Annotated in this window: 26 protein-coding genes; 7 read left to right on the top strand and 19 right to left on the bottom strand. The window is 66.4% G+C overall.

Features of this window, described 5'->3' with window-relative positions; genetic code table 11:
• Nucleotides 1–3: 3 nt before the first annotated feature.
• From AQZ52_RS11685 to AQZ52_RS11675, 3 genes are all read right to left on the bottom strand, one after another.
• The gene (locus AQZ52_RS11685) at nt 4–1,185 is read right to left on the bottom strand and encodes an RsmB/NOP family class I SAM-dependent RNA methyltransferase (protein ID WP_067910789.1); all 1,182 of its coding nucleotides are present in this window, start codon (nt 1,183–1,185) and stop codon (nt 4–6) included.
• 9 nt (nt 1,186–1,194) lie between these two features.
• Nucleotides 1,195–2,652 (bottom strand): IMP dehydrogenase, encoded by a 1,458-nt coding sequence (gene guaB / locus AQZ52_RS11680; protein WP_067910786.1) that lies wholly within the window; start codon nt 2,650–2,652, stop codon nt 1,195–1,197.
• 81 nt (nt 2,653–2,733) lie between these two features.
• Nucleotides 2,734–4,287 carry a M28 family metallopeptidase gene (locus tag AQZ52_RS11675; RefSeq protein ID WP_240481610.1) on the bottom strand — a complete coding sequence of 518 codons (1,554 nt, stop codon included), beginning with the start codon at nt 4,285–4,287 and terminating at the stop codon, nt 2,734–2,736.
• A gap of 216 nt (nt 4,288–4,503) precedes the next feature.
• Between AQZ52_RS11675 and ypfJ the strand changes: the two genes are divergently transcribed.
• Both ypfJ and AQZ52_RS11665 read left to right on the top strand, forming a co-directional pair.
• Nucleotides 4,504–5,388 carry a KPN_02809 family neutral zinc metallopeptidase gene (gene ypfJ / locus AQZ52_RS11670; protein WP_067910784.1) on the top strand — a complete coding sequence of 295 codons (885 nt, stop codon included), beginning with the start codon at nt 4,504–4,506 and terminating at the stop codon, nt 5,386–5,388.
• Between the two features lie 51 nt (nt 5,389–5,439).
• The gene (locus AQZ52_RS11665) at nt 5,440–6,072 is read left to right on the top strand and encodes a hypothetical protein (protein WP_205626472.1); all 633 of its coding nucleotides are present in this window, start codon (nt 5,440–5,442) and stop codon (nt 6,070–6,072) included.
• A gap of 183 nt (nt 6,073–6,255) precedes the next feature.
• Here AQZ52_RS11665 and AQZ52_RS11660 read toward each other — a convergent pair whose 3' ends face one another.
• Genes AQZ52_RS11660 through sdhC form a run of 4 tightly spaced genes read right to left on the bottom strand, consistent with a single transcriptional unit; the run spans nt 6,256 to nt 9,353 of the window.
• A complete protein-coding gene (locus tag AQZ52_RS11660) occupies nt 6,256–6,624 on the bottom strand; it encodes a cupin domain-containing protein (protein WP_169793743.1) in 369 nt (122 codons plus the stop codon).
• Between the two features lie 44 nt (nt 6,625–6,668).
• The gene (sdhA, locus tag AQZ52_RS11655) at nt 6,669–8,495 is read right to left on the bottom strand and encodes a succinate dehydrogenase flavoprotein subunit (protein ID WP_067910777.1); all 1,827 of its coding nucleotides are present in this window, start codon (nt 8,493–8,495) and stop codon (nt 6,669–6,671) included.
• Between the two features lie 3 nt (nt 8,496–8,498).
• Nucleotides 8,499–8,882: a succinate dehydrogenase, hydrophobic membrane anchor protein gene (gene sdhD / locus AQZ52_RS11650; RefSeq protein ID WP_067910774.1), complete on the bottom strand. Its 384-nt coding sequence runs from the start codon at nt 8,880–8,882 to the stop codon at nt 8,499–8,501.
• Nucleotides 8,883–8,927: 45 nt separating this feature from the next.
• Nucleotides 8,928–9,353: a succinate dehydrogenase, cytochrome b556 subunit gene (sdhC, locus tag AQZ52_RS11645; RefSeq protein ID WP_067910772.1), complete on the bottom strand. Its 426-nt coding sequence runs from the start codon at nt 9,351–9,353 to the stop codon at nt 8,928–8,930.
• Between the two features lie 170 nt (nt 9,354–9,523).
• Between sdhC and AQZ52_RS11640 the strand changes: the two genes are divergently transcribed.
• From AQZ52_RS11640 to AQZ52_RS11630, 3 genes are read left to right on the top strand one after another with little or no spacing between them, the layout of a single operon-like run.
• Complete coding sequence (locus AQZ52_RS11640; protein ID WP_067912075.1) at nt 9,524–10,237, top strand: SDR family NAD(P)-dependent oxidoreductase; 714 nt, start codon at nt 9,524–9,526, stop codon at nt 10,235–10,237.
• Entirely contained in the window at nt 10,227–11,129 is a 903-nt protein-coding gene (gene bla / locus AQZ52_RS11635) for a subclass B3 metallo-beta-lactamase (RefSeq protein ID WP_240481609.1), read from the top strand. Before AQZ52_RS11640 ends, bla begins: the two co-directional genes overlap by 11 nt.
• Nucleotides 11,126–12,025, top strand: coding sequence for a 50S ribosomal protein L11 methyltransferase (locus tag AQZ52_RS11630; protein WP_067910766.1), 900 nt, complete (start codon nt 11,126–11,128; stop codon nt 12,023–12,025). The genes bla and AQZ52_RS11630 overlap by 4 nt, the downstream gene beginning before the upstream one ends.
• Here the strand turns inward: AQZ52_RS11630 and AQZ52_RS11625 are convergent.
• From AQZ52_RS11625 to recN, 5 genes are read right to left on the bottom strand one after another with little or no spacing between them, the layout of a single operon-like run.
• Nucleotides 12,003–12,497, bottom strand: a complete 495-nt coding sequence (locus AQZ52_RS11625; RefSeq protein WP_067910762.1) for a CinA family protein — start codon at nt 12,495–12,497, stop codon at nt 12,003–12,005. The two genes, AQZ52_RS11630 and AQZ52_RS11625, sit on opposite strands and share 23 nt — an antisense overlap.
• On the bottom strand, nt 12,494–12,799 hold the full coding sequence (locus tag AQZ52_RS11620) for a hypothetical protein (protein ID WP_067910759.1): 306 nt from the start codon (nt 12,797–12,799) through the stop codon (nt 12,494–12,496). The genes AQZ52_RS11625 and AQZ52_RS11620 overlap by 4 nt, the downstream gene beginning before the upstream one ends.
• 10 nt (nt 12,800–12,809) lie before the next feature.
• Nucleotides 12,810–14,867 (bottom strand): NAD-dependent DNA ligase LigA, encoded by a 2,058-nt coding sequence (gene ligA / locus AQZ52_RS11615; RefSeq protein ID WP_067912074.1) that lies wholly within the window; start codon nt 14,865–14,867, stop codon nt 12,810–12,812.
• A gap of 14 nt (nt 14,868–14,881) precedes the next feature.
• Complete coding sequence (locus tag AQZ52_RS11610) at nt 14,882–15,568, bottom strand: GNAT family N-acetyltransferase (RefSeq protein WP_067910756.1); 687 nt, start codon at nt 15,566–15,568, stop codon at nt 14,882–14,884.
• Nucleotides 15,565–17,241 (bottom strand): DNA repair protein RecN, encoded by a 1,677-nt coding sequence (recN, locus tag AQZ52_RS11605; RefSeq protein WP_067910752.1) that lies wholly within the window; start codon nt 17,239–17,241, stop codon nt 15,565–15,567. The genes AQZ52_RS11610 and recN overlap by 4 nt, the downstream gene beginning before the upstream one ends.
• 173 nt (nt 17,242–17,414) lie before the next feature.
• Between recN and AQZ52_RS11600 the strand changes: the two genes are divergently transcribed.
• Nucleotides 17,415–18,329: a UDP-2,3-diacylglucosamine diphosphatase gene (locus AQZ52_RS11600; RefSeq protein ID WP_067910749.1), complete on the top strand. Its 915-nt coding sequence runs from the start codon at nt 17,415–17,417 to the stop codon at nt 18,327–18,329.
• Nucleotides 18,326–19,390 carry a glycosyltransferase family 4 protein gene (locus AQZ52_RS11595; RefSeq protein ID WP_067910746.1) on the top strand — a complete coding sequence of 355 codons (1,065 nt, stop codon included), beginning with the start codon at nt 18,326–18,328 and terminating at the stop codon, nt 19,388–19,390. The genes AQZ52_RS11600 and AQZ52_RS11595 overlap by 4 nt, the downstream gene beginning before the upstream one ends.
• 19 nt (nt 19,391–19,409) lie before the next feature.
• On the opposite strand, the gene AQZ52_RS11590 is transcribed toward AQZ52_RS11595, so the two are convergent.
• From AQZ52_RS11590 to ahpC, 7 genes are all read right to left on the bottom strand, one after another.
• Complete coding sequence (locus AQZ52_RS11590; protein ID WP_067910744.1) at nt 19,410–20,216, bottom strand: outer membrane protein assembly factor BamD; 807 nt, start codon at nt 20,214–20,216, stop codon at nt 19,410–19,412.
• Nucleotides 20,217–20,279: 63 nt separating this feature from the next.
• Entirely contained in the window at nt 20,280–20,720 is a 441-nt protein-coding gene (locus tag AQZ52_RS11585) for an RrF2 family transcriptional regulator (protein ID WP_067910742.1), read from the bottom strand.
• Between the two features lie 64 nt (nt 20,721–20,784).
• Complete coding sequence (locus tag AQZ52_RS11580; protein WP_067910739.1) at nt 20,785–22,077, bottom strand: sugar MFS transporter; 1,293 nt, start codon at nt 22,075–22,077, stop codon at nt 20,785–20,787.
• A 658-nt stretch (nt 22,078–22,735) separates the two neighbouring features.
• The gene (locus tag AQZ52_RS11575) at nt 22,736–23,143 is read right to left on the bottom strand and encodes a c-type cytochrome (RefSeq protein ID WP_082697897.1); all 408 of its coding nucleotides are present in this window, start codon (nt 23,141–23,143) and stop codon (nt 22,736–22,738) included.
• 85 nt (nt 23,144–23,228) lie between these two features.
• On the bottom strand, nt 23,229–23,708 hold the full coding sequence (locus AQZ52_RS11570) for a MarR family winged helix-turn-helix transcriptional regulator (protein ID WP_067910734.1): 480 nt from the start codon (nt 23,706–23,708) through the stop codon (nt 23,229–23,231).
• A 223-nt stretch (nt 23,709–23,931) separates the two neighbouring features.
• Nucleotides 23,932–25,488 (bottom strand): alkyl hydroperoxide reductase subunit F, encoded by a 1,557-nt coding sequence (ahpF, locus tag AQZ52_RS11565; protein ID WP_067910732.1) that lies wholly within the window; start codon nt 25,486–25,488, stop codon nt 23,932–23,934.
• 195 nt (nt 25,489–25,683) lie between these two features.
• Entirely contained in the window at nt 25,684–26,247 is a 564-nt protein-coding gene (ahpC, locus tag AQZ52_RS11560; RefSeq protein ID WP_067910730.1) for an alkyl hydroperoxide reductase subunit C, read from the bottom strand.
• Nucleotides 26,248–26,525: the final 278 nt, after the last annotated feature.

The raw sequence follows: 26,525 nt of genomic DNA, 5'->3' as shown, positions 1-26,525 counted from the left end.
CTATCATAGCCGGTGGAGTGTTGCGAAGAAAAACCCGTCCGTCGAATCGTCCCAAGGGGTAAGCCTGCAGCCGGCGCCGCGCGGGGTCCCCGCCCCCACCTGCTGATCGGCAACCCGCCAGCCAGGGTTAGCCGCCAGAAACGCGGCAACCACCTCGGGACCTTCGACATCGAGCAGCGAGCAGACCACGTAGGTCAGGCGGCCGCCGGGGCGCACCAATCCGGCGCCGATCCGCAGCACGTCAGCCTGCGTGCGGGTATAGCGGGCAAGAGCTTGCGACGTGAGCCGCCAGCGCGCTTCGGGCCCGCGCCGCCAGGTGCCGGTGCCCGAGCACGGCGCATCGATCATCACCGCATCGGTGCGGCCCTGCCAGTCTGTCAGAGCCGCCGCCTCGCGGCCGGGATCGAGCAACCGGGTCTCGACGCGCGCGGCGGCGCGCGCGGCGCGCGGCGCGAGACGCGAGAGGCGCGGGCGGTCGATATCGCAAGCGAGCAGGTGACCTTCGCCCTGCAGGGCGGCGGCAAGCGCCAGCGTCTTTCCGCCGGCTCCGGCGCAGAGATCGACCACGGCCTCGCCGGGCCGGACGTCAAGCGCGCTGCAGGTCAGCTGGCTGCCGGTGTCCTGCACCTCGAACAGGCCCTCGGCGAATTCCGGCCAGGTTTCGACCGGCGTTCCGGCAGGAAGCCGGAGCGCATCGGGGGCCTGTGTCGTCTGCGCCGCCACCGGCAGCACTGCGGCGAGCCGGTCGCGCGTCGTCTTCAGCCGGTTGGCGCGCAGGTCGAGCGGTGCGCGGTCAAGCAAGGCAGCACCCTGTTCGCGCGAAATTCCCGACGCGGCGAGCCGCTCCTCAAGCCACGCGGGCGCAAGGCCCGCCGCCGCGACCGGCTCATCCTCCCCAATGGGCGCGGGACCATATTTCGACCCGTCGAACAAGGCGGCAAGGGCCGGATCACACCGGGCCACTGCCAGCATGGCCGCACGCCCGGTTTCCGGGACTTCCCCGCACAAGCGGATCGCAGACCAGGCCAGATCGCGGATCGCACGGCGGTCCTTGGAGCCGATGAAGCGGCGCGCCTTCAGCCAATCGGCCGTGATCCGCTCGGCCGATGCACCTTCGCGCCGCGCGGCGGCAATCACCGCGTCGAGCACCTCTATCGCCGATTGCACCCGCGCCGCGGGGGTCATGCGGAGAACTCAGCGCGAGGGATAGTTCGGCGCCTCGCGCGTGATCGAAACGTCATGGACATGGCTCTCGCGCAGGCCCGCATTGGTGATGCGCACGAACCGCGCGTTCTCCCGCAGCGCTTCGAGTGTCGGGCTGCCGGTGTAGCCCATCGCGGCCTTGATACCGCCGACGAGCTGGTGAACGACGTCCTTTGCCGGCCCCTTGTAGGGCACCTGGCCTTCGATGCCTTCGGGCACCAGCTTCATCGAATCCTTAATGTCCTGCTGGAAGTAGCGGTCGGCCGAGCCGCGGGCCATCGCACCGACCGAGCCCATGCCGCGGTACGACTTGTAGGCGCGGCCCTGATAGAGGAACGTCTCGCCCGGCGCTTCCTCGGTCCCGGCCAGCATCGAGCCGACCATGATCGTGCTCGCCCCTGCCGCCAGCGCCTTGGCCGCATCGCCCGACGTGCGCAGACCGCCATCGGCGATCACCGGCACGCCCGACTTTGCCGCTTCCGCCGCACATTCCAGCACTGCCGTCAGCTGCGGCACGCCGACACCGGCAACGATGCGCGTGGTGCAGATCGAGCCGGGGCCGATGCCGATCTTCACGCCGTCGGCACCGGCGTCGATCAGTGCGCGCGTGGCTTCAGCGGTGGCGACGTTGCCCGCGATCACCTGCACGGTATTGGACATCGCCTTCACCGCTTCGACCGCACGGGCGACATCGCGGTTATGGCCGTGCGCGGTATCGATGATGATCACGTCGCATTCCGCCTCGACCAGCGCGCGGGTGCGCTCGAGGCCCTTTTCCCCGACCGTGGTCGCGGCGGCGACGCGCAGGCGTCCGCTCGCATCCTTGGTGGCGTCCGGATAGGTAACCGCCTTCTCGATATCCTTGACGGTGATGAGGCCGATGCAGCGGAAGGCATCATCGACCACCAGCAGCTTCTCGATCCGGCGCTGGTGGAGCAAGCGGCGCGCCTCGTCACCCGAAGTGCCGAGCTTGACGGTGGCGAGATTGTCGTGCGTCATCAGCTCGTGCACGGGCTGCGCGGGATTGTCGGCGAAGCGCACGTCGCGGTTGGTGAGGATACCGACGAGCTTGCCGCTGGCCTCGACGACCGGGATGCCGCTGATCTTGTTGGCGCGCATGATCGCCTGCGCATCGCCCAGCGTGGCATCGGGGGTGACAGTGATCGGGTTCACCACCATGCCGCTTTCAAAGCGCTTGACCGCGCGCACGGCAGCGGACTGCTGCTCGACGGTAAGGTTCCGGTGGAGCACGCCGATGCCGCCAAGCTGGGCCATCACGATCGCCATATCGGCTTCCGTCACGGTATCCATCGCGGCCGAGATGACCGGGATGTTGAGCGTGATCGAGCTGGTCAGCCGGGTGCGCGTATCCGCCTGCGTCGGCACCATGTCCGATGCGCCGGGGCGCAGCAGAACGTCGTCAAAGGTCAGGCCGAGAGGGATATCCATGGGTTGCGCCACTTGCGTAAGGGGGACGAATCGTGGCGGCCCATGTAATCAAGCCGGGCGGCTTAGGCTAGGGCCCTCGGCCTACTTTGCACCAGCGGCCGCTACGGGAGCCCTGCCTTGCCCCCGTCCTGCGGCGGGCCAGGCCTTTGTATCGGCAAAGAAGCGCAACAGTTCGGTCTGAATCAGCACGTCGTCGACCATCCCGCCGTAGATCACCCGCGCAGCTTCATCATACGGGCGGTGATAGATGTTATCCATGAAGAACTCGAGCCTTGTCGGGTCGGAATAGCTGGTGCTCACCATGACTGCGGGCACATCGTGCTGCATAAGGGCCCAGCTGTCCTGTCGCCGCGCAAAGGCATTGGCCGCTTCTCCGGGCGCGAGCTTGCGCTTCATCGCCTTGAGGACTTTGGCAATACCCGGATCAAGTGGGGTCAACCCCTGCCCCACCACGCTCACCGGCAGGCCCGCCGGGACAAGGCCGGTGCTGTCAACATTGAAAGCGGCGACGACAGTGTTCAGCGGCAGCGGCGGATTCTCGGTAAAGGCGAGAGCGCCAAGCAGACCGAGTTCCTCGCCGGTTGTGGCGACAAAGTAGACATCACGATCGAGCTGTTTGCCAGCAGACAGCAATCGCGCGACTTCGGTGAGGACAGCTAGCCCGGAGGCGTTGTCGACCGCGCCGGGGCAGATCTGCTTTTCCGCAGGCGGCGCCGCGCATTTGCCGAAGTGGTCCCAGTGCGCCATCAGCACGAGCGCGCCCGAACCCGGTCGACGACCTTCCAGCTTCCCGATGAGGTTGTGCGTCTTGATCCGCGTCTCGCGGTTGGTGGCCTCGAACGATCCGGCAATGCCGAGCGGTCTGGCGCTGAAACCGGGTGCCGCGCCAGCCGCGCGCAAGGCGGCAAGATCAGGCGCCCCGGCCGCCGCGAACATCTGGCGCGCTGCATCGGCTGAAACGAACACCTCGATGTCGCCGCCGATCCGCTCGCCGGAAAGCGCATATCCGGCGCGGCGGCGGCGCGCGATTACACCATCGAGCGTACGTTCGCCGTCAAGCACCGTCAGGACCGCCGCCGCACCGCTTTCAAGCAGCTTGCCCGCCCGGTCCAAGCCAGGCGGCGCGCCGGCACTGCCCGCACCTTTGACGGGTTCCGGTTTGGCTTCGCTATCGAGGATCACCGCGACCCGTCCGGCAAGTTCGGTCCGCGCGCCATCACCGCCCAGGCTCTTGCCGACGTACACCAGCGGTGCGTTCTCGATGAGGCTGCGCAGGCCCGACGTCACCACAAAGAAGCCGCCATCGGCCACGGGGACACGCCGCTTGCCATGGAAGAACTGGGCCCGCGACCCCTGCGGCTCGCGCTCGACGAGTTCGACCGGGGCAAACCAGGCGTTGCCGGGATCGTTGGTGCCCGATTCCAGCCCGATATCGAACCACTGGCGCGCAAGGTATCGCAGCGTCAGCGTCTCGCTGGGCGTGCCTGGTTCGCGGCCGCCGTATTCTTCGCTGGCGAGCGTGGTAACATGCTGACGCAGTTGGGCCTCGATCTGAACCTGCTGTCGCTTGGATGGACCGGCCGCCAGCGCTCCCATCGGCACGAGCGCAAGAAGGGCAAAAAACAGTTTTGCCAATCGCCTGCGCTGCCGGAACCGGATGGGAGGCCGGGTGGGAAAGATCATGGCAAGTGGCTTACCCACAACGACTCATCGCTATCCCCGAGCGGCCCGGCGCACCCACCTTGCTGGCAAATGCAACGCACCTGCGCAAGTTCCCTATTCAGCACATAATGCTCTTGCAGGCGGCAGCCGCATGCTCGACATCCGGTGCGGCAACAGGAGTACCGGGCGATGCGGCTCGATGATTTCGACAATTCAATTGATGTCGAGGACCAGCGCGGCGGCGGTGGCGGCCTCTCTTTCGGCGGCACGCGTGGACGCGTCGGTTGCGGGAGCATCGTGATCGCGCTGATCGGTGCGCTCGTCTTCGGCATCAATCCGCTGCAGACGCTGGGGGCGCTCCAGAACCTTCAGGGCTCGTCGGCACCTCAGGTCTTGCCTGGCAGGCCGGGAAGCGTTGCGGAAAGCTGCAACGTCAACGCCTTCAGCCATGAAAGCTGCAATGCGCTGGCCTCACTCAACAAGACCTGGGCACCGCTGTTCCAGCAAGCCGGGATCGGCTTCAAGGCACCCAAGCTGGTGTTCTACTCGCGCGAGGGGCAATCCGGCTGCGGCGAGGCACAGAGCGCGATGGGGCCGTTCTACTGTCCTGCTGATCAGGGCATCTACATCGACACCGATTTCTACACGGAGATGGACAAGCAGCTCGGAGCTGGAGGCGATTTCGCGCGGGCCTACGTGATGGCGCACGAATATGGCCATCATGTGCAGAACCTGATCGGCACGTCGGAGCAGGTGAGCGAGGCGCAGCGCCGCAATCCACCGATGGCCAACCGGCTTTCCGTGAAGCTCGAGCTGCAGGCCGATTGCTATGCCGGCGTCTGGGCCGCCCGCAACAAGGACCGGATCGATCCCGGCGATATCGAGGAAGGCCTGCGCGCCGCCCACCAGATCGGTGATGATACGCTGATGGCGTCCGCCGGACGGACCCCGGTCGAAGCCGCGTTCACCCACGGCAGCAGCGCCCAGCGCATGGCCTGGCTGCGCAAGGGGCTGGAAACCGGCAACGAGGACGCCTGCGATACCTTCCGCGCTGCCGGCAGCGAATCGAATTGATGCGGTTGGTTGCGATTAAGGGTGTAGGGGAGCGCAGAACGGAACAGAAACATGAAGACCTGCCGCTTTGTCATCACGCTGCTTCTCGGCGCAGCCGTATCCGCCGCCGCGCCTTCCTTGATGGCGCAGACGGTCGTTGCTCCATCCAATGTTACGGCCGGCGATGTCGTCACCGCGCCGCTCAGTGAGCTCAACATCAAGAAGAAGAACATCCCTCCGATCCTCGTGTCCGCGCGCGAGGATCCTTATAGCCTCACCGGCCTCAGATCATGCCCCGCAATGCAGGCAGAAATCGGCAGACTGGATGCGGCGCTGGGCGATGATATCGACGTTGCGGTCGAAAAGACGAGAGACGAGAAGCGCGGCAACACGGTCGGAAGCGTGGCCAGATCGGTGATCTCCAGCTTCATCCCGTTTGGCGGCGTGATCCGTGAAGTCTCCGGTGCGGCCGCCAGCGAACGGCTATGGCAGGTGGCACTCTACGCCGGAGCTGTGCGCCGGGCCTTCATCAAGGGCTACGGCCAGGCCCGCGGCTGCCGCTATCCGGCGCGGTCGGCAACAGCCGCACAGGTGGCAGCAATTCGTGCCTCGACCGCGACCGGCATTGAAACTCCGCAGGCTGAACCCGGCGCACCAAAGCGCATGCGCAGCAGCCGGAAGGTCTACCGCCGCCACCACCGCTGAACGGGAAATCTTGTGTCAGGACTGGCCCGACAAACGCACGGCCTTGTCGAGCGCGGCCTGCGTCATGCTCCGCGCGCAAGCCGAGAGGACACCGTGCAGTTTTCAGGAGGAACCGTCCGCTCCTCTTCGGCCCACCGCTGATTGGAGTCCGCCGAACAACGTGCGCCACCCGCGGCGCGAGGCTCAGGTCTTGGGTTCGACGATCAGGTAGACCCCGGTGGTGCGGCCGATATTGCGCCCCTCGTGCCAGCTGATCCCGTCACTCCACCAGCTGTCGCCTGCCTTGAGGTGGCGCACCACCGTCCCGCTTGCCGTGGTGATCCGCATGGTCGAACCCTTGAGGATATAGCCCCAGTGCGGTGCATGGCGATGGCGCTCATGCCCCACGCCGGGCGGAAAGGTGCAGCGCAAGGTGCGCAGTTTCGCATTGTCCTCAAGGACCACGCAGACGGGTTTGCCCTTCCAACCCGCTTCCAGCGGATCGGGATAGGCGCGCGCCTCGGGCGGCGGAACGGCAAGGGCCGGACCCGCCATGAAGGCAAGCCCGGCCATCAGCAGTCCCGTTCCGCGCCCAATCCCGATCGGCGCGGACATGCTCAGTACACGCGCTTCTTGGGCTTGATGTACTCGACGTCGTCCGTCAGCGTGTATTCGTGGACCGGACGGTAATCGAGCCGCACATGGCCGCTCTTGCCGCCCCAGCCATCAAACCAGCTGACGGTGTGCTTCATCCACTCGCCATCGTTGCGATCGGGGAAGTCCTCGTGCGCATGGGCGCCGCGGCTTTCCTTGCGATTGCTGGCCGAATGCATCGTCACCGACGCCTGCGCGATCAGGTTGTCGAGTTCGAGCGTCTCGATCAGGTCCGAGTTCCAGATCAGCGAGCGGTCCGAAACCTTGATGTCCGCCATGCGCTCATACGTCGCAGCGAGCTTGGTCTTGCCTTCGGACATCAGTTCGTCGGTGCGGAAGACCGCCGCGTGGGCCGACATCGTGCGCTGCATCTCGATGCGGACCTGCGCCGTGGGCGAGCCGCCGTTGGCATGGCGGAACGTGTCGATGCGGGTCAGCGCCATGTCGGCGCTGTCCTTGGGCAGGGCCTTGTGCGACGAGCCGGGCTTGATGATCTCCTTCAGGCGCAGGCCGGTGGCGCGGCCGAACACCACGAGGTCGATCAGCGAGTTGGAGCCCAGACGGTTCGCACCGTGGACCGAAACGCAGGCTGCTTCACCCACCGCGAAGAGGCCGGGGACAACGGTTTCCGGATTGCCATCCGGCCCGATCGTCACGACTTCGCCGTGGTAATTACAAGGGATGCCGCCCATGTTGTAGTGGACGGTCGGCACGACCGGGAGCGGCTGGCGCGTCAGATCGACGCCCGCGAAGATCTTGCCGCTTTCGGTGATACCCGGCAGGCGCTCGGCCAGCACCTTGGCGTCGATATGATCGAGGTGGAGGTAGATATGGTCCTTGTGCGGACCCACGCCACGACCTTCGCGGATTTCCAGCGCCATCGAACGGCTGACGACGTCACGGCTGGCAAGATCCTTCGCGGACGGCGCATAGCGCTCCATGAAGCGCTCGCCCTCGGAGTTGGTTAGATACCCGCCCTCGCCGCGCGCACCTTCGGTGATGAGCACGCCCGCGCCGTAGATGCCGGTCGGGTGAAACTGCACGAACTCCATGTCCTGCAGAGGCAGGCCTGCGCGCAGGACCATACCGCCGCCGTCACCTGTGCAGGTGTGCGCCGAAGTCGCGGTGAAATAGCAGCGTCCATAACCGCCCGTCGCGAGCACCACGGCATGGCTGCGGAAGCGGTGGATCGAGCCATCGTCCATGCACATGGCGATCACGCCGCGGCATTCGGGCACGCCGTTCGCGCCGGGCTCCATGATCAGGTCGATCGCGAAGTATTCGATGAAGAAGTCCGCATCGTACTTCAGGCTCTGCTGATAGAGCGCGTGAAGCATGGCGTGGCCGGTGCGGTCCGCCGCCGCGCACGTGCGCTGGACCGGCGGGCCCTCGCCCATGTTCTGCATGTGGCCGCCGAACGGCCGCTGGTAGATCGTGCCTTCGGCGTTGCGGCTGAAGGGAACGCCGGCGTGCTCCAGTTCGTAAACCGCGGCCGGGGCCTCGCGCACCATGTACTCGATCGCGTCCTGGTCGCCGAGCCAGTCGGAGCCCTTGACGGTATCGTACATGTGCCAGGTCCAGTGGTCCGGGCTGTTGTTGCCGAGGCTGGCGGCGATGCCGCCCTGCGCCGCGACAGTGTGCGAGCGGGTCGGGAAGACCTTGGTGATGCAGGCGGTGCGCAGGCCGGCCTGGGCCGAACCCATCGTGGCGCGCAGGCCCGAACCGCCGGCCCCGACGACAACGGTATCGTAGGTGTGGTCGATGATTTTGTAGGCAGGATTAGAAGCCATGGCTCAGGCGCCCCCGAGAGCGATGCGCACGACCGAGACGATGCCATAGGCAGCGCCCGCGAACGGCAGGATGTTGACGAGAAGCCAGGCGGCGATCTTGCCGCCCTCTTCGTGGATGTAGTCTTCCAGCATGACCTGCACGCCCATGCGCGCGTGCTGGAAGGTGTTGATCATGATAAGGATAAGCGCGGTGGCCGGCAGGGGTTTGGCCGCCCAGGAGTGGATCGTCGCATAGTCATGCGCGGGCATGAGCGCGAGGCTGATCATCAGGAACGGAATCAGCACGAGATTGCCGACCGCCGTGAGACGCTGGCTCAGCCAGTGGTGCGTGCCCTGGTGGCTGGAGCCGAGGCCACGCACGCGGCCGATGGAAGTACCGTTACCCATGAGATGTCCTTGAAAGGGTATGGATCGCAGGATCGGTGGAATGGATCAGCGCAGCAGCACGAAGGCCCAGAACACGCTGGTGGCGGCGACCGAGAACAGGATCGTCAGCGAAGACCAACGGGCATTGGCCTCAAGCTCGTAGCCAGCACCGATATCGAGCACGAAGTGGCGGATGCCGGTAGCCATGTGCTGGAAGAAGGCCCAGGTCAGGCCGACGAGGACGATCTTGCCGAGAATGGCGGTGACGCTCTGCAGGCCTGGCGTCGGCGCGAGCCAGACCCAGTCGAGAAAGGTCTGGTAGCTGGCCGGACCACCCGCAAGCGCACCTACCCACCACAGCAGCAGGCCGAGGCCGGCAAACGCCAGGCCGTTGCCGGTGATGCGGTGCAGGATGGAGACCAGCATCGCCGGACCCCAGCGCCAGATTTCGAGATGCGGCGAAAGTGGCCGTGGCCCGCGCGCCTGCGCCATAGAACCCCCTCAAATAATTAGCCAAAAATGCCATGCCTTTGAAGCACGGCGTGATCGCGATTCGTATTAGCCCAAAAGTGGTCCGGTGCAACCGTCGCGGTAGGGCAATCGCGCGTGCCATGTTTCTGGCCCTGTTGCAGCGGCCCCAATCACTGGTAGAGCGCGGGATCATGAAAGCACCTGTCATTCTTGTCACCGGCTCGACCCGGGGCATCGGAGCCACCCTTGCAGACGCGCTGGCCGCGCGCGGGGCCGCCGTCATCCGCCATGGCCGCAAGGCTGCTCCGGGCATCCTCGGCGCAGACCTTGGCGAACCGGCGGCGGCGGAAATGCTGTGGGAGGAAGCGCTGGCGGCCGCGGGTGGTGCCATCGACATTCTGGTCAACAATGCCGGTCTTTTTGCCGCCAATCCCATCGACAGCTCGGACATCGCCTGGCTGGATGGCTGGGAAGAGACGCTACGGATCAATCTGACTTCTGCCGCACAACTCTCACGCCTTGCCGTCCGCCACTGGCAGGCGCGCGGTGTGGGCGGACGGTTTGTCCATGTGGCGAGCCGGGCGGCCTACCGGGGAGATTCGCCTGCGCACTGGCACTATGCTGCGGCCAAGGGCGGGATGATCGCGATGCACAAGACCATCGCACGCGGATATGCCGCGCAAGGGATCCTGAGCTTTGCGGTGACACCGGGCTTCACCGATACGGACATGGCGGGGGATTACCTTGCAAGCCGCGGCGGCGCGGGCCTGCTTGCCGACATTCCGCTGGGCCGAGTGGCAACGCCGGAGGAAATCGCCGCCATCGGCGTGTTCTGCGCGCTCGATGCGCCGCCAAGCATGACGGGCGCGGTGATCGACGCCAATGGAGCCAGCTTTGTCCGCTAGGGCGCTCGCCGCGCTGGCGCTCGCGCTGGCCCCGGCCGTCGTTCACGCGAGGCCCGCCTCCGCCGGACCGGACCGTGCGGCCACGCAGGCGCTGGTCAAGCAGTGCGGCGATACGGAGGACTTCTCCGCCCCCGCCCCACCCGCCCGGCTTTATGGCAACACGTTCTATGTCGGCACATGCACGGTCAGCGTCCTGCTGGTGACCTCGCCGCAGGGCCATGTTCTGGTCGACAGCGCAACCGATCAGGCGGTTCCCGCGATTCTTGCCAATATCCGCGCGCTGGGTTTCCGGCCGGAGGATATCCGCTGGATCGTGAGCAGCCACGAGCATTTCGACCATGTCGGCGGGCTCGCGGCCCTGCAGAAGGCGACCGGCGCCAGGGTCGCACTCAGCGCCCCCGCGGCGCGGATTGCCCAGACCGGCGCACCCGATCCCGCAGATTCGCAGTTCGGCGTGCTCAAGGACCACCCCTTCGCGCCGGTTAAGACCGACCGCATCGTCACGCCGGGCTCGGTCATCCGGGTCGGCCCCGTGCGGCTCGTCATGTCGGCAACGCCGGGACATACCACCGGCTCGACCAGCTGGAGCTGGCAAAGCTGCGCCGACAAGCGTTGCCGCACGGTGAGCTATGTCGACAGCATTTCCGCGCTGGCCGCCCCGCCCTATCGCTTCACCGATCATCCCGAGGTCGTCGCCCGGTTCCGCCGCACTTTCGCGGCCATCGCGGCCCGGCGCTGCGGCATTCTGGTGACGCCGCACCCCTCGGTGAGCAACCTGTTCGAGCGGATGCAGGGCCAGGAGCCGCTTGCGCCGCAGGACGCCTGCCGCGCCTACGCCGCCAAGGGCCGCAAGGGGCTCGATGCCCAACTGGCGAAGGAAACCGCGAAGTGAGCTGGAAGATCACCATCCGCGCCCGGGCTGACGTGGTGCGCGCCGCGCTTCTGGCGCATGAAGATGCCGAGGACTGGGATTTCTCCATCGTGCTCGGCGGCGGGCAGAGCGATCCTGCGCAGCCCGATGCATGGCAGCTCGAAGCATGGCTGGAGCGCAAGCCAACCGCTGCAGACAAGGCCGCCATCGCGGCGCTGTTTGCCGATGGCGCGCCGAAGCTGATCATCGAGGAACTGGCTGATGCCGACTGGGTTACGCTCAGCCAGCACAATGTCGAACCCTTCACCGAAGGGCCATTCCATGTCCGTACCCCGGACCATCCGCCGGTGCCCGGCCTGCGGGACTTCGTGATTCCGGCCAGCCAGGCCTTCGGCACCGGACACCACGAGACGACTTCGGGCTGCCTCGCGATGCTTGCGCATATCAAGGCGCAAGGCCTCATGGTGCGCAACCTTGCCGATATCGGCACGGGCACGGGCCTGCTCGCCTTTGCAGCGCTGCATCTGTGGCCGCGCGCACGCGCGACGGCGAGCGATATCGATGCGGTCTGCGGGCCGGTCGTGGCGGAGAATGCGGCGCTGAACGGCATCGCCTTGGGTGATGGTCCCGGCAAGCTCGCGATGGTGATCGCGCCGGGCATGGAGCATCCGCTGCTGCGTGCCGCCGCGCCCTATGATCTGCTCATCGCCAATATTCTGGCGGGACCATTGGCCGAACTGGCGCCCGATTTCCGCAAGGCCGTGGCACCGGGCGGGAGCGTTCTGCTGGCCGGACTGCTGACGGCGCAGGAGCGGACCGTTCGCAGCGCCTACACCCGCGCCGGCTTTTCGCTGCGCGCACGGATGAGCCGCGGCAACTGGTCGATCCTGTGGCTCAGGCGGCGTTCAGGCCGCTGACGAGAAGCTGGAGTGCATTGCGGGTGAAGGCGATCATGTTGGCGAGGCGGTCGTCATGGCCCGTCTCGATCACCAGCGCCGCTTCATAATCCGGCCCGACCACCGCCGCTGCGCTGGTGCCGGAGGCGACGCCGAGCGGATGGACACCGGGCCCCGCCGCTCCGGTTTCCGCCACGCCCCAGTCGCTTTCATAGCGTGTCCGGATGAGGCGCGCCTGCGCGAGGGCATAGGCTTCGGTTGCAGACGTCAGCCCGCGCAAGCTGCCGGGTTCGTGCCCCAGCACCATGCGGCGGCCTTTCAGCGTGTAGATGACACCGCCGCCGCGGTAGTAGGCCGAGGCCCCCGGCATCGCGAGCAGCGCGGCGGATATCAGCCCTCCGGTCGCGCCATCGACAACGGCAACCGACTGGCCTTTCGCCTTGAGGAGTTTTCCGGCTTCGATGCCGATCGGGGCAAGGTCTTCAAAGGTCATGGCAAGGTGTCCCAATCGCGGGTTGCAGCGAGCAGCCAGCGCACGCGGCGCGACTTGGCGTACTGGCGCTTGATGCGCTTTTCATCGGCTTCGATGCGGTCGCAGCGCAGTTTGCGCGCCGCATCAGTGATCTGGGCCGCGCGCTCGGCATCATAGCCTTCCTCGCCGCCCCAGTGGTTGCATCCGGCGCGCCGTACCAGGAACGCCCGCAGAGGGCGCGGTGCCGCGTGGAGTTCGCGGCGCACCCGCGCTTCGGTCGGGGTGGATGTCATCAGTGCAGCCGCAGCCATCATCAGAAGCATAGACCGTCCCCTATCCCGCCGCCTTGACGATGTCGGCCCAGGCCGCCTCGTCGATCACTTCGATACCGAGCGCGGCGGCCTGCTTGAGCTTCGAGCCCGCGCCCGGCCCGGCCACGACCAGATCGGTCTTGGCCGAAACCGAGCCCGCCGCCCGCGCACCCAGCGCCTCGGCCTGCGCCTTGGCCTCGTCGCGGCTCATCGTCTCGAGCTTGCCGGTGAAGACGACCGTTTTGCCCGCAACCGCGCTGGCCCTGGTTTCGACGATGTAGTCTGGCGGAGCGACTTCGGAGAGCAGATCCTCCCAGACCGCGATGTTGTGCGGCTCGTGGAAGAAATCGCCGAGCGCCTCGACAACCACCGGGCCGACGCCCTCGATCCCGAGCAATTCCGCCGCCGCCTCGATGTCTTCGGCCTTGGCCTGCTCCGCCACAGCGCGCAGCGCCGGCAGCGTGGTGAACCGCTTCATCAGATCGCGCGCCGTCACCGCGCCGACATGGCGGATGCCGAGCCCGAACAGCAGCCGCGCGGCATCGGGGCTTCGCTTGGCCTCGATCGCTGCCAACAGGTTGTCCACAGACTTGTCCTTCCACCCCTCGCGCCCGACAATCTCGCTGCGGCGCTGGTGGAGGCGGAAAATGTCGGCGGGGCTTTCCAGCCAGCCGAGGCCGAAGAACTCGACAATCGTCTTCTCGCCCAGCCCCTCGATATCGAGCGCCCCCCGGCTGACGAAGTGCCGCAGCCGCTCGACCCGCTGCGCCGGGCAGATCAGCCCGCCTGTGCAGCGCACATCGACTTCGCCTTCCTCTGCCACGGCTTCGGACTGGCATTCCGGGCAGTGATCCGGAAACGCATAGGCCTCGCGCGGTTCCTCGCGCGTCAGGTTATCGACCACCTGCGGGATCACGTCGCCCGCGCGCTGGAGCACGATACGGTCGCCAACGCGCAGACCCAGCCGCCCGATCTCGTCGCGGTTGTGGAGCGTGACATTGGTGACAGTGACGCCGCCGACCAGCACCGGACGCAAACGGCCAACGGGCGTCAGCTTGCCGGTGCGCCCGACCTGGATATCAATCGCCTCGATCACCGTCTCGGCGCGCTCGGCAGGGAACTTGCGCGCGAGGCCCCAGCGCGGCGCCTTGGCAACGAAGCCGAGCCGCTCCTGCCAGTCGAGCCGGTCGACCTTGTAGACCACGCCATCGATATCATACGGGAGCCCCGGCCGCTGCACACCGATCTCCCGGAAATGCGCGACCATCGCCTCGACCGAGCGGCAGCGCACCAGAAGCGGCGAAACCGGCAGACCCCATGCGGCAATCTGCCGCATCACATCGAACTGCGCCTCGCCCGGCACAGCGCTCGCCGCGCCCCAGCCATGGGCAAGGAAGCGCAAGGGGCGGCTCGCCGTGACAGAGGCGTCCTTCTGGCGCAGCGATCCCGCCGCGGCATTGCGCGGATTGGCGAAGAGCTTCTCGCCCTTCTCCTCCTGCGCGGTGTTCAAGGCGGCGAAATCGGCCTTGGCCATATAGACCTCGCCCCGGATCTCGAACACGGCGGGGGCATCGCCGGAGAGGACCTGCGGGATATCGCGAATGTGGGCGACATTGGCGGTCACGTCCTCGCCCACCTGCCCGTCACCGCGCGTGGCGGCGCGCACGAGCCGGCCCCCTTCGTAGCGCAGCGAGCAGGACAGGCCGTCGATCTTGTCCTCGGCCGTCATCACCACCTCGGCATCCACGGGCAGCGCGAGGAAGCGCCGGACCCGCGCGACGAACTCCTCGACTTCCTCGTCCGAGAACGCGTTGTCGAGGCTCATCATGCGAACTTCATGGGCCACCTTGCCCAGCGGCGAGGCAGCGACTTCATGCCCCACCTTGCGGCTCGGGCTGTCGGCACGGATCAGGTGAGGAAAGGCGGCCTCAAGCTGGGCGTTGCGGCGCACGAGCGCATCGTATTCGGCATCGCTGATCTCGGGCGCATCGTCGGCGTGATAAAGCCGGTCGTGGCGCGCGATCTGGCGGGCAAGGCGCATCAGTTCGTTCGCGGCATCGGCTTCGGAGAGGTCCGGCATGAGCGGGTCGGCAGTCACTCGGCTTTCCCCAGAACGGTTACCACCAGCGAAAGCCGGGCGCGGAAACCCAGCGTCTCGTAAAGGCGGATGGCGTGGGCGTTATAGGCATAGCTGTGCAGGAAGGGCGTATCCGCCCGCGCCGCAAAGCCGGCAAGCACGCGGCGGATCATGCGTCCGGCAAGGCCCCTGCCCTGCCGGTCGGGCGCGGTGCAGACACCGCTGAGTTCGGCAAGGCCCAGCGCAGGGCGCATGCGTTCGCCGGCCATGGCAATCAGGCGGCCATCCTCGCGAAGACCGTAATAGGAGCCGTAGCGATGGGTGTGGGAGCGCCATGGACCGGGCTGGGTTTCCAGCGCCAGTCTGGCCATGTCCGCCGCGTCGGCCTCGGACATCGGTATGAGGTCCGGGTCGATGGCAAAGGTCTCAGGCGGACCATCCGCGATCATCTGCAGCAGCGGCGCGGTGCGCAGCACCCGCGTGCCGGACGGAGGGGCCTGCTCTTCGGCTTCGACGAGCCAGATCTCGTCCTCCGCGCCGGCAAGGAGGCCGGCAAGTTCGGCCTCGTGCCCCGGTGCGGCGGCAGCGAAGGGGCCATAGGTCGGATCGATCCGGCAGACAGGGCCATCCGCGATGGCCAGCGATGCCTGCGGTCCGTTGAGCATGGACCAGATCGGCCGATCGAGCGGATGGGCAGGTGTCATGCCTGTTCAAGCAGGCGTTCGGCCTGTGCGCGCGCCTCCGGCGTGATCTCCGCACCAGACAGCATGCGGGCGATTTCCTCCTGCCGCCCTGCCCCGTCAAGCTGGCGGACGGACGTGCGCGTGACGGTGCCTTCCGAGGACTTGGCGATCAGATAATGCGCGGTCCCACGCGCGGCGACTTGCGGGCTGTGGGTCACCGCGAGCAGCTGGCCGCCTTCCGCAAGCCGGGCAAGGCGCTCACCGATGGCGCTGGCCACCGCGCCGCCGACGCCGCGGTCGATCTCGTCGAAGATCACCGTGGCCGCGCCGCCCTCTTCGGCAAGCGCCACCTTGAGCGCGAGGATGAAGCGCGAGAGTTCCCCGCCCGAGGCGATCTTGGCGAGAGGGGCGAAATCCGCGCCGGGGTTGGTGGAGATCAGGAATTCGGCCGCATCGACACCGTGCGGACCCCAGCGGTCTTCCGGCTGGCGCACCACGGCGGTGCGGAAACGGGCAGCGTCGAGCTTGAGGGGCGCCAGCTCCGCAGCGACCGCCGCATCAAGCCGTCGCGCCGCCTCGGCCCGCGCCACGGAAAGGCTCTCAGCCTTGGCGCGGTAGTCGAGGCCGGCGTCCTGCGCCGCGCGATCGAGATCGGCGATGGCCGCCTCGCCGCCCTCGATCCGGTCGAGTGCGGCGCGCATCTCGATCATGCGCGCGGGCAGTTCGTCGACCGTGCAGCCGTGCTTGCGACCGGCGGCACGCAAATCGAACAGGCGGGTTTCGATCCGGTCGAGAAGCATGGGATCGTGGGACAGCGCCTCTGCCGCGCGGCCCAGCTTGTCCTCGGCTTCGCTTGCCTCGATCACTGCGCGGTCAAGCGCTTCGAGCGCCTCGGTGAGCAGCGGATGTTCATGGGCAATCCGGTCAAGCCGGCGCGAGGCGCTGCGCAGCGAGGCCAGGGCTGAATCCGATCCCGTCCAGAGGTGCTGGAGTTCGGCCAGATCGCCGGACAGGCGCTCGCCCTTCTGCATCGCCGCGCGCTGCCCGGCCAGCTCATCCTCCTCCCCTACTTCCGGTGCCAGCAGAGCGAGTTCGGCGAGATGGGCCACGAGCAGGTCCTGCTCAGCTGCGGCAGCCGCGAGCCTGTCCCGCGCAGCCGTCAGTGCGGTCTCGGCCGCGCGCCAGCGCTCCCACGCGGCGGCCACATCGCTTGCCTCTGCGCGCGCATAGCGGTCGAGCAGCGCCCGGTGGCCGCGCGCATTGACGAGGCCGCGATCGTCGTGCTGGCCGTGCAGTTCGACAAGGCTGCGGGCAAGCTCGCGCAGCAGCGCGACGCTGACGGGCTGGTCGTTGACAAAAGCGCGGCTGCCGACGGCGTTTCCCGCTTCGGCGCGCAGGCGGCGGCGGATGATGAGGGGCTCGCCCGTTTCGACGGAAATCTCAGCTTCTGCCAGCGCCGCCCCCAGCGCCGCAGGCAACTGCGCGAACTCGAATGTTGCGGTCACGCTCGCTTCGTCGGCGCCTGCCCGGATCAGCCCACCGTCCGCGCGATCACCCAGCACAAGCCCCAGCGAATCCAGCAGGATCGACTTGCCCGCGCCGGTCTCGCCGGTCAGCACACCAAGGCCGCGCCCGAACGACAGGTCCAGTGCCTCGATGAGGACGACGTTGCGGATGGCGAGGCCCGTGAGCATTGTCGATGATCCTTACCGGCTACACCCGCCCCTTGTCACCTTGTTGATCATTCTGTGGATAAATTGGGCAAAATGGCCCCTATGTGACAGCCGAGTGACATAGTGCCATGTGAACGAAACGAGATTGTGACAGCGATTCGGCTCAGTTATCAAACTGGAATAAGGGGTTCGCAATGACCCGCCGCGAACAAGCCTGGGGTACTTCCCCCGCCGTCAATGAAATCGCCAAGTCCATCCCGGCATGGCTCGATCTGCCCGAGCCGCGTGGTTTCCGCCCCAAGCGCAAGGTGCGCACGGTGTGGGTCTCGGACATCCACCTCGGCACACGTGGCTGCAACGCGGACATGCTGCTCGATTTCCTCGCCTCGATCGAGTGCGAGACGCTGTACCTTGTCGGCGACATCGTCGACGGCTGGCGCCTGTCGCGTGGCTGGTACTGGCCCGATGCCCACAACGAAGTGGTTCGCCGCGTGCTCAAGATGGCGCACCGCGGCACCCGTGTGGTGCTGATCGCGGGCAACCATGACGAGATGCTGCGCCCTTATGCGGGTATGAGCTTCGGCGGGGTCGAAATCGCGCTCGAGGCGATCCATGAGACGGCGGATGGTCGCCGCCTTCTGGTGACGCATGGCGACAAGTTCGACGGGGTGGTGCTTTATGCGCGCTGGCTCGCCTTCCTCGGCGATCAGGCCTACGCCTTCCTGCTGCGCGCCAACCGCTGGTTCAACAAGGTCCGCCGCTGGTTCAAGCTGCCCTACTGGTCGCTGTCCGCCTACCTCAAGAAGCGCGTGAAGAATGCGGTCCAGTTCGTCTGGGCGTTCGAAGAGGCGGTCGCTCATGCCGCGCGCGACATGGATGTCGACGGCGTGGTCTGCGGCCACATCCACTGCGCGGAAATCCGCCAGATTGGCGAGGTGACCTACTACAACGACGGCGACTGGGTCGAAAGTTGCACCGCGCTGGTCGAGGACCACGCGGGCGAGATCTCGATCATCGACTGGGCCGCGATCTGCTTCGAGGAAGCCACAGCGAGGACCGCCAAGGCAGCCACGGCCGACCGTGCGCAAGTTGCCAAGGAAGACGCATGAGGATCGCGCTTTGCACCGACGCCTGGCATCCGCAGGTGAACGGCGTCGTGCGAACACTGGCGACGACGGTCGAGCAGGTCACCGCGCGCGGCCATGAGGTCATGCTGGTAACCCCAAACCAGTTCTTCACGTTCGGCTTGCCGGGGTACAGCGAGATTCGCTTGGCGATGCTGCCGCGCTTCCGCACGCGGCGCATGCTGCGCGCGTTTGCACCGGACATCGTCCACATCGCCACCGAAGGCCCCATCGGCTGGGCCGCGCGCGGCTGGTGCAAGGCGAACGGGGTGCCCTTCACCAGCGCCTTCCATACCCGCTTCCCCGATTATGCAGCGATGCGCACGGGTCTCAGCCCCGACCGGTTCTGGCCGATCATGCGCCGCTTCCATGCAACCAGCCACGCCGTGCTGGTTTCGACACCGACACTGGCCGCTGAGCTTGTTGGCCATGGCCTGACCCAGGCAACGGCGTGGTCACGAGGGATCGATGCAAGCCTGTTCCACCCCGGACATACGCCGCTCGAAGCGCTGGCCGACCTGCCGCGCCCGATCCTGCTCAACGTCGGCCGCGTCGCAGTGGAGAAGAACCTCGGCGCGTTCCTCGATGCCGATGTGCCGGGAACCAAGGTGGTCGTCGGCAACGGGCCGGATCTGGCTCATCTGCGCGCCCGCTACCCGCATGTGAAGTTCCTCGGCGCGCTTTCGGGCACGAAGCTGGCGCAGGCCTATTGCTCCGCCGACGTCTTCGTCTTTCCGAGCCGGACGGACACCTTCGGGCTGGTGATGATCGAAGCCATGGCCTGCGGCCTGCCAGTGGCGGCCTATCCGGTCCAAGGTCCCATCGACGTTGTCGGCAAGGGCGGGCTGGGTCCCGATGGCACCCTCCCGCAACCGGTCGGTGCACTGGACGAGGATCTGGCCAAAGCGATCAGCGAAGCGCTCACCTGCGACCGCAAGGCCGCTGCAGCGCATGGCAAGAGCTATAGCTGGGAAGCGGCTACCGACCAGTTCCTCAACGCACTCGGCAAGGCAGCGCACGCGCGCCGGATGGGCGCGGCGGCCTGACCGGCCGCCCCGCTCGCGTTCAGCTTGCGGTCGTGCCGGGCGCCTTCGCGTTCATCAGCCTGTAGGCGCGCTCATACCACTCGTTGCCCGGGTAGTTGGTGCCCAGCACCGCAGCGGACTTCTGGGCCTGTTCGGGCAGGCCGAGCACGAGATAGCTCTCGACGAGCCGGTAGAGCGCCTCGGGAGTATGGCTGGTCTGCTGGTACTTCTCGACGACGGTGCGGAAGCGCAAGGTACCCGCCAGCCACTTGCCGCTGCGCTGGTAGTAGCGGCCGATCTCCATTTCCTTGCCGGCAAGGTGATCGTTGACGAGATCGAGCTTCAGCCGCGCGTCGGTGGCGTAGCTGGTATTGGGATAGCGGCGGGCCACTTCGGTAAGCGCGGTCAGCGCCTGCTGGGTGATCTTCTGGTCGCGCGTGACGTCGCTGATCTGCTCGTAATAGCACAGCGCGACGAGATAGTACGCGTAGGGCGCATCCTTGTTGCCGGGATGGATCGAGAGGAAGCGCTGCGCGGACTGCACCGACTTCGGGTAGTCGCGAGCGGCGTAGTAGCTGAACGCGCTCATCAACTGGGCACGGCGGGCCCAGGGCGAATAGGGATGCTGGCGCTCCACCTCGTCGAACAGCGCTGCGGCCTGTTTGGCGTCGCCTTTGTCGAGCCGATCCTTGGCGGCGGCATAGAGCGTATCGACATCGCGTGCGACGTAGGCGACGTCCTTGCGCGCCTTGGTTCCCGCACAACCGGCAGTGAGCCCGAGAATGGCGGTGGCGGTGGCAAGTGCGAGCAGGCGCAGGGGGCTGCGGCCGGAAGGAAGCGCGATCATGGCGGTGCTATAGCCAGCAGGCGAATGAACGCCAAGTGAAGTTCACCGCTTTTGCCGGACCTCTTATGCTGCCTGCTCTTCGAACGGCGGTTCCAGCGTAATCGGATCGGCCAGTGTGATCCGGTCGAGCATTGCCGCCATCTCGTCGCGCAGCTGGAGCATGAGGCCGCGCAGCCGGCAATCGGCCTCGGGCAGGCAGTTGTTGCACGTCTCATGCGCATTGCGGCTGGCGCAGGGGGTGAGCGCGAGGCTGCCGCGCGTCAGCCGGATGATATCGCCGTAGCGTATATCGACCGGCGGCAGGGCGAGTTCGTAGCCCCCTTCCCGCCCGCGGTGCGAGATGACGATACCCTCGCGCGCCATCTCGGAGAGGATGACGGTGAGGAACTTGCGCGGGATGTTCTGCGCCTCGGCAATGGTGTCAAGCCGCACCGGCCCTTGCCCGAAGGTATCGGACAAGTGCTGGAGGGCGCGGATCGTGTAGCGCGTCTTTTGCGAGAGCATGGGGCCAATGTGGCGGGGGAGCGCCGAAAGTCAACGGCGTGAGTAGAATTAACCCCGCCGCAGCTTACCCCGCAATGGGCTCGACCGGGCGCACGGCGAAGAGGCCGAACGCGACGATAACGCCATAGCACAGCGCGGGAAGCACCAGCGCCATCGTCAGACTGCCGGTCGCATCGGCCAGCGCGCCGGTGGCGAGCGGGACGACCGCGCCGCCGAAGATGGCGACGTTGATGATGCCCGACCCATCCGCCGCGCGCTTGCCGAGGCCTTCGCAGGCGAGCGTGAAGATCGTGGGGAACATGATCGAGTTCATCAGACCGATGGCGAGCAGACTATAGGCCGCGACAAGACCCGATGTGTGAGTGGAAATCGCCAGCAGGGCGATTGCCCCCGCCGCGCAGGCCGCCAGCGTCCTGGCCGGGCTCACCAAACGCAGCAGCGCCGAACCGAGGAAGCGGCCCACCATCGCACCGAACCAGTATTTCCAGATCTGGCCGCCGGCGGCTTCGTGGTCGATACCCATCACGCTGGGCTGCGAGAGATAGTTCACAATGATGGAGCCGATCGACACTTCGGCACCGACATAGAGGAAGATGCACAGCGCGCCGAAACCGAAGCGCGGGCGCGAAAGCAGCGCGAAACTGGCGGCAATCGAGCTTTCCTCGTGGCGCTCGCCCTTCAGCCGGTTGCGGTTGGCCCAGACCACGGCGGCGACCAGCGCAAGGCTGACGGCAAGGCCGATGTAGGTGTTGACGACAAGGCGGCTCTCGGTGACGCGGTAGGCATCGAGCGCGGGACCGACGAGCTGGTCGACCTTCACGTCCTTGATCTTGCCGAGGATCAAACTGGCGCCAACGAGCGGGAACAGCACGGTGCCGAGCGAATTGAACGCCTGTGCGAAGGTAAGCCGGCTGCTGGCGGTGCGCGCCGGGCCGAGCAGCGAGATCAGCGGGTTAGAGACGACCTGGACCAGCACCACGCCGCTGGCGAGGATGAACAGCGCGAACAGGAACAGCACGTAAAGCGCGCTCTGCGATGCGGGGATGAAGAGCAGGCAGCCCGCCATCATGGTGAGCAGACCAGCAGCCGCGCCGCGCATGTAGCCGATGCGCTTGACGAGCAGTGCGCCCGGAACGCCGATCACCGCGTAGGCGGTGAAGAAGCAGAACTGCACCAGCATCGCCTGGGTGTAGTTGAGCGTGAAGAGGTCCTTCAGCTTCGGGATGATCACATCGTTGAGCGAGGTGATGCCGCCGAACAGGAAGAACAGCGCCATGACGAAGATGCGCAGTTCGGGCGCATCGACATTGCCGGAATCAGCGGCGGAATCAGCAGCAGCGGTCGGGGCCATGGCCATGACGCGGTCTCTCCCATGAGCCGGTCACCCCCCGGCTTCTTCGCGCGCCGTTGTGCCAAGGCCCACGGGAAAGTCTACCCGCGCCTGTGGCGCATACGTATTGCCGTGGTGGACAAACGGCACGCAGCGCATCCGGCACACTGAGATCCGGCGTGAGGTTGACACAGTTGACACAGTCCAGAGAGGAAACAGAGATCCTCTCAGGTATTCCACTTACACGCTTGTTTTTAAGCAATAATGCCCCAAAATGGCGAGCCTGACCACGTGTCCGCCGAAGCGGACCATTGTTGGACAAGTCCCGAGGGCACGCCTCAGCCGCCATTCCCGGCACGGTTGCGCTGGGAAAGTGCGGCGGCTGGCGTTGCATTGCAAACCACGGTTCAAGGAGCGGCGAGGATCATGCCGCATTTCGGGGTGTGTAGGAAAGCGGTTCGTTGCGCCCGGCGTGATACCGCCGACAGCGTACCGAAGACCGGGAACATGCCTCACAGGTAGTCCGGCAGGACAACCGCGGCTTCAATGCACACTGTGCGGTCCGGCTTGGGGGAGCGTTGCAGGCGCTCAGGCGTCCGCTTTCGTCGGGGCCGCCCCCGCCCGCTCTGCGCGAGCAGCACCCCTCCCCCATTGTGCCAGGCACGCGAGGGAAGGGCCTGCGGACTTACTTCGCGGCGACCTTGAGGTAGGCGATCACGTCGGCACGGTCCTGCGGATTGCTGAGGCCCGGGAAGGCCATGCGCGTGCCGGGAACGTACTTCATCGGCGCGGTGAGAAACGCATCGAGGGTATCGGGGCCCCAGGTGACGCCCTTGCCCTTCATGCCCGCCGAATAGCTGAAGTTGGCGAAAGTGCCTGCCTTGCGGCCAACCACGCCCTTGAGGCTGGGGCCCATGCGGATCGCGCCGGTGTTGAGATCGTGACACGCGGCACAGCGGGCAAACACCGTCTTGCCCCGGCCGGCGTCGCCCGCAGGTGCGCCTGCGGCCTGCGCTGCACCGGCCGCCGTGAGGGCCGCGAGCGTTGCCGCACCAAGCGACACCAAACCAAGACGTGCCTTAGAAAACTGCATGAGATACTCCCCTGTCTGAACCCCGACCTTTTAGGACCGGCGTCCTGTATCCGAGCTTAATACGCTGTTTGTCCGCGTGAAAGGTTCAGGTCCGGTTCGGCACCGAAAGATAGACCTTGATGGTCAGGCGGTAGAGCTCCTCGCGCTCGGCCGGTGTGAGCGGGCTGAGCAGTTCGGCCTCGTCGGTGAAGATGATCTCGCGCGCGGCGGTAAGCGTGGCGGTGCCGGTCTCGGTGATCCAGAGGCCACCCGCGCGGCGATCGAGCTTTGAAGGTTCGGAGACGAGATGGCCGTTCATCGTGAGCTGGCGCACGAACTGGTGCACCGTGGGCCGCTCGATCTTGAAGAAGCGCGAGAGATCCGACTGCTTGACCCCGGGGTTGGCGTTGACAAGCCAGAGGATCGCGACCTGCTTCGGCGTGACCTTGAAGGATTCCAGATGCCGCTCAAGCCGCGAAAGCAGCAGCGTATTGAGTGTGCCGACATGGATGCCGAGAATGGAATCGAGGCCATCGAGATCAAGCTCGGGCGTCACGGCCTGTCGGGTCAGGGTCTCGGTCGCCAAATGCTGGCCTTTCTGCGATGCGAACTGCGCGCTTCTTAAGATGCAGCGTCGCAGGACGCAAATGTTTGTGGCAGTGCAGCGTGAAACGCGGGTGATAGTTGCGGCGGCGCCTGCGCGGGATAGCCAAGGTGGTGTGTGCCGCTCTGGATCCCCGCCTGCGCGGGGATCCAGAGCAACCATGCACAGTCTCCGCTTGCCGCACGCCTGCCGGCTTGCGGAAACCTCAGTGGCGGATGAGGTAGTCGAAAGCCGACAGGGCGGCCTTGGAGCCCTCGCCCATCGCGATCACGATCTGCTTGAAGGGCACGGTGGTGACGTCACCCGCGGCAAAGACGCCGGGAAGGCTTGTCGCAAGGTGGCTGTCGATCTCGATCTCGCCCCGGTTGGTCATGGCAAGCGCGCCGTTCAGCCATTCGGTGTTGGGTACGAGGCCGATCTGGACGAAAATGCCTTCGAGTTCGACGGTGCGGACTTCGTCGGTCGTGCGGTCGCGATAGACAAGTCCGGTCACCTTCTCGCCATCGCCGATCACTTCGGTGGTCAGCGCCGAGGTGATGATCGTGACATTGGGCAAGCTGCGCAGCTTGGTCTGGAGGACGGCATCGGCGCGCAGCTGGCTGTCGAATTCGATCAGCGTGACATGGGCCACGATGCCGGCCAGATCGATCGCGGCCTCGACGCCCGAATTGCCGCCCCCGATCACCGCGGTGCGCTTGCCCTTGTAGAGCGGGCCATCGCAGTGCGGGCAATAGGCGACACCCTTGTTGCGGTATTCGTCCTCACCCGGAACGCCCATCTGCCGCCAGCGCGCGCCGGTGGAGAGGATGACGGTCTTCGCGCGCAGGGCCGCGCCGCTCTCGAGCTCGACCGTGGCGAGGCCGTCGCCATTGGCGGGCTTCAGCGCGACGGCCTTCTGCAGGTTCATCACGTCGACGGCATAGTCCTTCACGTGCTGTTCGAGCTGGGCCACGAGGCGCGGGCCCTCGGTGTGCGGGACCGAGATGAAGTTCTCGATGCCCATCGTATCGAGCACCTGCCCGCCGAAGCGTTCGGTGACCACACCCGTGCGGATACCCTTGCGCGCGGCATAGATGGCGGCTGCCGCGCCGGCGGGCCCGCCGCCGACCACGAGCACGTCGAACGGTTCCTTGGCGGCGATCTTCTCCGCCGCGCGGGCCACGGCGCCGGTATCAATCTTGGCGACGATCTGCGCGAGGTCCATGCGGCCCTGGCCGAAGGGCTCGCCATTGAGGAAGACCTGCGGCACCGCCATGATCTTGCGCCGTTCGACTTCGTTCTGGAACAGCGCGCCATCAATGGCGACATGGGTAATCGCGGGGTTGAGCGCGGCCATTATGTTGAGCGCCTGCACGACATCGGGGCAGTTCTGGCAGGTCAATGAGAAGAACGTCTCGAAGTGCAGCGGGCCTTCAAGGCCGCGCACGGTTTCGAGAAGGTCCGCCTCTTCCTTGGGCGGGTGGCCGCCGACATGGAGCAGCGCAAGGATCAGCGAGGTGAACTCGTGGCCCAGCGGGAGACCGGCGAAGTGGACGCGCGCGGGCTCTCCCGCCTTGCCGACGGCAAAACTGGGGCGACGGGCATCGCTGCCGTCGAAGCGCGCGCTGACCTTGTCGGACAAGGCGGCGATTTCCTCAACCAGGCTGCGCGTGTCGACGCTCTTCGCGTCGTCACCGAGGCTGGCGACGAGTTCGATCGGGTGGCGCAGGTTGCCGAGATAAGCCTTGAGCTGGGCAGTGGTGGCGGCATCGAGCAGCGGCATGGCGAGGGTTCCTGAATGGGGCGCGCGGGGGCACGTTCGCGCGGGCGGCTGGGGCCTGCGCGTGGGGGATATGGGGATGGAGAGGGATGAAGCAAAGGGTGCCGGGCGGCACAATGGAGGGGGAGGAGCGCCGCCCGGCGGGGTGCGAGCGGCGGGAGGCGCCGCTCGCGGTAAGCGAAATCAGATCTTGCCGGCTCAGATCTTGCCGACGAGGTCGATCGACGGCGCGAGGGTCTCGCTGCCTTCTTCCCACTTGGCCGGGCACACCTGGCCGGGGTGCTCGCGCCAGTACTTGGCGGCCTTGATCTTGCGCACGAGCTCTGCCGCGTTGCGGCCCACGCCCTCAGGGGTGATCTCGATCAGCTGGATGATGCCATCGGGATCGACCACGAAGGTGCCGCGGTCGGCAAGGCCGACGCCGGGGCGCAGGTTGTCGAAGGCGTTGGTCAGCGTGTGGTTCTGGTCACCCACGAGGTAGTAGGTGATCTTGCCGATCGCCGGCGAGCTGTCCGCCCAGGCCTTGTGGCTGAAGTGCGTGTCGGTCGAAACGCCGAACACCTCGACGCCCAGGCCCTGCAGCTCGGCATAGTTGTCCTGAAGGTCTTCGAGCTCGGTCGGGCAGACGAAAGTGAAGTCGGCCGGGTAGAAGAAGAACACCGCCCACTTGCCGGCGATATCCGCCTCGGTGATGTCGATGAACTTGCCTTCCTTGTAGGCCGTGTTGGCGAAGGGCTTGATCGGGGTGCTCAGCAGGGACATCGGATCGCTTCCTTGAATGCGCGGACCGGGATGGTCCGTCTGAAAGGGGGGCCGCTTGGGCAGGATCGCTCTAACCCGGATCGAGGCACGCCGCTAATGATCAATCCTGACCAGATTGATTGACTGGATCGATCAATCGCGCCGGCATGAGGACACCTGCCCGGCCCGTCCCGGACATGGTTACCGGCCGCCTGCTTCGCAATAGGCAAAGGGCCCGATAGCCTGTTTCACGCGGCACGCAGAAGCGCGGTGGCAAAGCACCTCCAGACAATTCCTGC

The sequence above is a fragment of the Novosphingobium fuchskuhlense genome, from assembly GCF_001519075.1.
In the GTDB taxonomy this organism is placed as follows: Bacteria; Pseudomonadota; Alphaproteobacteria; order Sphingomonadales; family Sphingomonadaceae; genus Novosphingobium; species Novosphingobium fuchskuhlense.
Note: the sequence above shows the minus strand (reverse complement) of the source record. Positions and strands in the feature narration are given on the sequence as shown.

Bases quoted from the DNA above. Each gene is read 5' to 3' on its own strand.
- AQZ52_RS11575 (WP_082697897.1), bottom strand. From the start codon at position 23,143: ATGCAGTTTTCTAAGGCACGTCTTGGTTTGGTGTCGCTTGGTGCGGCA.
- AQZ52_RS11640 (WP_067912075.1), top strand. From the start codon at position 9,524: ATGAAAGCACCTGTCATTCTTGTCACCGGCTCGACCCGGGGCATCGGA.
- sdhC (WP_067910772.1), bottom strand. From the start codon at position 9,353: ATGGCGCAGGCGCGCGGGCCACGGCCACTTTCGCCGCATCTCGAAATC.
- guaB (WP_067910786.1), bottom strand. From the start codon at position 2,652: ATGGATATCCCTCTCGGCCTGACCTTTGACGACGTTCTGCTGCGCCCC.
- AQZ52_RS11620 (WP_067910759.1), bottom strand. From the start codon at position 12,799: ATGCTTCTGATGATGGCTGCGGCTGCACTGATGACATCCACCCCGACC.
- recN (WP_067910752.1), bottom strand. From the start codon at position 17,241: ATGCTCACGGGCCTCGCCATCCGCAACGTCGTCCTCATCGAGGCACTG.
- AQZ52_RS11580 (WP_067910739.1), bottom strand. From the start codon at position 22,077: ATGGCCATGGCCCCGACCGCTGCTGCTGATTCCGCCGCTGATTCCGGC.
- sdhD (WP_067910774.1), bottom strand. From the start codon at position 8,882: ATGGGTAACGGTACTTCCATCGGCCGCGTGCGTGGCCTCGGCTCCAGC.
- AQZ52_RS11685 (WP_067910789.1), bottom strand. From the start codon at position 1,185: ATGACCCCCGCGGCGCGGGTGCAATCGGCGATAGAGGTGCTCGACGCG.
- AQZ52_RS11610 (WP_067910756.1), bottom strand. From the start codon at position 15,568: ATGACACCTGCCCATCCGCTCGATCGGCCGATCTGGTCCATGCTCAAC.
- AQZ52_RS11600 (WP_067910749.1), top strand. From the start codon at position 17,415: ATGACCCGCCGCGAACAAGCCTGGGGTACTTCCCCCGCCGTCAATGAA.
- ahpC (WP_067910730.1), bottom strand. From the start codon at position 26,247: ATGTCCCTGCTGAGCACCCCGATCAAGCCCTTCGCCAACACGGCCTAC.
- AQZ52_RS11585 (WP_067910742.1), bottom strand. From the start codon at position 20,720: ATGCTCTCGCAAAAGACGCGCTACACGATCCGCGCCCTCCAGCACTTG.
- AQZ52_RS11660 (WP_169793743.1), bottom strand. From the start codon at position 6,624: ATGGCCGGGCTTGCCTTCATGGCGGGTCCGGCCCTTGCCGTTCCGCCG.
- AQZ52_RS11595 (WP_067910746.1), top strand. From the start codon at position 18,326: ATGAGGATCGCGCTTTGCACCGACGCCTGGCATCCGCAGGTGAACGGC.
- ahpF (WP_067910732.1), bottom strand. From the start codon at position 25,488: ATGCCGCTGCTCGATGCCGCCACCACTGCCCAGCTCAAGGCTTATCTC.
- AQZ52_RS11590 (WP_067910744.1), bottom strand. From the start codon at position 20,216: ATGATCGCGCTTCCTTCCGGCCGCAGCCCCCTGCGCCTGCTCGCACTT.
- sdhA (WP_067910777.1), bottom strand. From the start codon at position 8,495: ATGGCTTCTAATCCTGCCTACAAAATCATCGACCACACCTACGATACC.
- ligA (WP_067912074.1), bottom strand. From the start codon at position 14,867: ATGCCGGACCTCTCCGAAGCCGATGCCGCGAACGAACTGATGCGCCTT.
- AQZ52_RS11625 (WP_067910762.1), bottom strand. From the start codon at position 12,497: ATGACCTTTGAAGACCTTGCCCCGATCGGCATCGAAGCCGGAAAACTC.
- AQZ52_RS11665 (WP_205626472.1), top strand. From the start codon at position 5,440: ATGAAGACCTGCCGCTTTGTCATCACGCTGCTTCTCGGCGCAGCCGTA.
- ypfJ (WP_067910784.1), top strand. From the start codon at position 4,504: ATGCGGCTCGATGATTTCGACAATTCAATTGATGTCGAGGACCAGCGC.